This is a genomic window from Clostridium sp. Cult2 (assembly GCF_021655075.1).
GTDB lineage: Bacteria > Bacillota > Clostridia > Tissierellales > Tepidimicrobiaceae > Schnuerera.
This window is the reverse complement of the sequence record NZ_PPXX01000103.1, coordinates 1-3,371: the sequence shown is the minus strand read 5'-3', so window position 1 is coordinate 3,371 and position 3,371 is coordinate 1. Positions and strand designations below refer to the sequence as shown.

Annotated in this window: 4 protein-coding genes; all 4 read right to left on the bottom strand. The window is 29.8% G+C overall.

From position 1 onward, the window contains the following. Nucleotides 1-119 precede the first annotated feature (119 nt). A complete protein-coding gene (locus tag C3E90_RS11405) occupies nucleotides 120-563 on the bottom strand; it encodes a GNAT family N-acetyltransferase (RefSeq protein WP_236915797.1) in 444 nt (147 codons plus the stop codon). Between the two features lie 215 nt (nucleotides 564-778). Beyond that, nucleotides 779-1,072, bottom strand: a complete 294-nt coding sequence (locus C3E90_RS11400) for a hypothetical protein (RefSeq protein WP_236915796.1) — start codon at nucleotides 1,070-1,072, stop codon at nucleotides 779-781. Nucleotides 1,073-1,144: 72 nt separating this feature from the next. Further along, nucleotides 1,145-3,202 (bottom strand): M56 family metallopeptidase, encoded by a 2,058-nt coding sequence (locus tag C3E90_RS11395; RefSeq protein ID WP_236915795.1) that lies wholly within the window; start codon nucleotides 3,200-3,202, stop codon nucleotides 1,145-1,147. Further along, nucleotides 3,202-3,369, bottom strand: coding sequence for a BlaI/MecI/CopY family transcriptional regulator (locus tag C3E90_RS11390; RefSeq protein ID WP_336513037.1), 168 nt, complete (start codon nucleotides 3,367-3,369; stop codon nucleotides 3,202-3,204). The genes C3E90_RS11395 and C3E90_RS11390 overlap by 1 nt, the downstream gene beginning before the upstream one ends. Nucleotides 3,370-3,371: the final 2 nt, after the last annotated feature.

The following is a 3,371-nucleotide window of genomic DNA, read 5'->3' as shown; positions in this document are numbered from 1 at the left end:
TAATTTTTATTATACAAAAAAGAACTCTTTGAAAGAGTTCCTTAAATTAGTGTTTTGTATTTATTTTGGGACAGTGAGAACCGTCCCCGTTGTCCCATATACTTAATTTTATCTCCGCACTATTTAACAAGAATTATCAAATCACTAAGTGCTTTAAATCCGTTTTTTTCATAGAACTTCTGTGATGGATAATTTTTTTCTGTGTTTAATATCATTGCATTCATTCCTTGCTCTTTAATATCTTCTTCTATTGCCTTTATAAACCAGCTCCCAATAGCTCTACCCTGCATTTCGTAACTAACGCAAAATTCATCTATATAATATTCAAAACCTTCTATCCATGGTTTTTTCATACCGATACTCAAGGCTACTACCTTATCATCTAACAAAGCTACATAACCTACAAAGTAATTATTATTAAAATGATTATTAAAAAACTTCACTACTTGTTTTCTTGATTCGTAAATATCATTCCATGGTTCTTTAGTGAATGTTTCAATATATAAATCCACACAATCATTAATCATATGTTTTTTAATTTTTGATAAAACTAATTCTTTCATGCTTCTCCTCCGACGCAACTTGTTGTTTCTCTTTACATCACAATATTCAACATATACGTCTATAATAATTAATATTTTTTTCCTTTGGATGAACTATATTTCATATTCAATATCATTTCCTTTGCATCATTCAATTGCAATTCTTTACTTTATTATCTTCTTTCAGAATAATACTTTGGCTGGGTTTATTGGTTTTTGTTGGGCTTTTTCCACTATTACTTTAAATTTTCATCTAATCTATCTATATATTCTTTTGCATCAATTAAATCCATATCTATTTCATCTCTTAAAACTTTTACTGCTTTTACCTTTTTACCTTCCTTTAGAAATTGAATTAATTTTTCTTCAAGTTCTTTATCTACTTTTTCCACTAAAGATAAACCATTATGTTCTAATAATTTATCTAGCTTTTTATTTAACCTATCTATTTTTCTGCTTAAATTACCTACACTTCCATTTATCAATATACATACTCCCAATATAGTTAGTATTATTATACTTTTATCCATGTTTCCGTTAGTTTACCTCCTTGTTTTATTTCTTTTAGGTTTATCTTATGGTGACCTTTTGTTTCTTTAATTTTACGGTATATATTGCTCTTCAATTCTTGTTACATATCCATCCTTTGTATATACATTGTATAAGGGACTATAACCTAAACCATTATTATATTCGATAAACTCTTTCTTTGCAACAGTTTTATGCTTTGAAAGATTCTTCCAATCTAGCAGCAAATATTCAGTCTCATCTGATAAATCTAGTGAGCTAGGATAGGTGTCCTTATTGTAAATATAAAAGCCTGAAGGCATATCAATATTAATATCTATATTTAACTCTGCAGCTCTTTCTTCATCTTCTTTAGTTAAGAATTCCACCCTATCAAGATGGAATATTCTTTCATCTATACTCATCTTAGTTATATATCCTATATAGTGGCTTTCTGGTGTTATTAAAAAATCCTCCATTGTAGCTGGATTTATGACTACTAAATCATCTTTCTTAACTAATCTTTGCCCTAATGTATTTATTATATATTCATAGCCTACTTCAATAGGGTCTAAGAGATGTTTATTATACCCTTTGCTTTGTTCTTGTAGACTTTTATAATAATCCCCAATTTTTATATCTTCTTCATAACTTGGAACTTCATAATAAATAGTACCATTGCCATCCATCCATCTTTCTACTACCCATATACCAGTATTGCCTTGTTTTACTGGTTGAGACAATAGAAGTTGAGAGGTCTCCCCTGTAGATAATGGGAATTTCATAACTACATGATTGCCTTCATAGGTCTCATTAGGTAATAATCCTATATTTTCTAACATAATACGAATTGCCATCTCCTGTGAAGCGAAGGTATCTAAATCAAATTCTATTGCATTTGCATTTCCTAAACATATTAAATTTTCATTGTCATAAGTAAAAGTCAGATGTGGTTTTCCCGTAATACCAAAATCTATTAACCAACCATCAATAATTTCCAATCCTCCTGCCAATATTACTTCATTAGGATTTTCAGGTTTCAATTTATAATCTAGTATCCATAGATCAATAGGAGATGAAAGTATATTGTCAAAAGACGATAATTTCTCTAGCTTTGTTATCTCCTTATCTATAATTTTCAAGCCTCCCCATTCAGCATTTTCATACATTGCAATTTCTCTATCTATATATTCCAATGCATAATCTTCCACAGTCTTCTCTTTATCAAGTGGATTACTTAGTAATCCTACAGCCAGTGCTATAATTACAATGATGGCTGCTATTATAACCCAAAACTTAGGTTTCTTATAATTTAATATGTTTTTAATTCTACCCTTTGTATTATTCTCCCCAAATGCAATAGGTGACCCTCCGATTATCCTTTTCCCAATAGATAATGATAATAAAGAGTTGGAATAATCTCTTTTTATCTCATAGCCCATCTCTTTTATCACCAATTCGTCACAGGATAATTCCATATCTTCACCCATTAGATAGAATGCAAACCATACTATAGGATTAAACCAATGAATTGATACTATTAAGAAAGCTACAAACTTTATAATATGATCCTTCCTATTAATATGTGTTTCCTCATGCTTTATAATATAGGATTCTTCCGTCTTAGCAAGATTATTCGGTAGATATATCTTAGGATTTACCAATCCAAAAACAAAAGGTGTCTTTATGGTCTCTATTTTATAGATATTGTCGCAAAAATAAGTTGCTGATTTTAAATTCTTTGAAAGTCTTAATGTAGTAAATATACTATAAAGTAGTAGTAGTACTAATCCTATTATCCATAATGTACTACCTATTGATATCCAGATTTGCATAGGATTTACACTTGCTCCCACAACAGGTGGAGGCAATACTCTATTTACTGCACCATCAACTGCCCTAATCCCACTTTGAATCTGTGGTGTTTGAGTATATGCTATATTCTCAGGTATGGTCTTTGTGTTAATTGATATTAGACTAAATATGCTTTCAAAAGAAAATGGAAATATCAGCCTAAAGAATGCTATCCCCCAAAGTCCATAAGAAAATATCTTAGGTGCTTTTTTCAAAAATAACCGAACTACTATAATAAATAGGATGACATAACTGGAAGTAATGCTCATATTGATAATTTGTAAAAACAACTTATCCATTACATTCCCTCCTTATGTTCATTTATTAGCCTCTGTAATTCTTCAACTTCATTTTTACTAAGCTTTTTCTTCCTTGTAAATGCAGCTAAAAATCTAGGTAAAGAACCATCAAAGTTTTCTTCAACGAATATTTTACTCTGTTCTGCATGAAAATCATCTTTTTTGATTA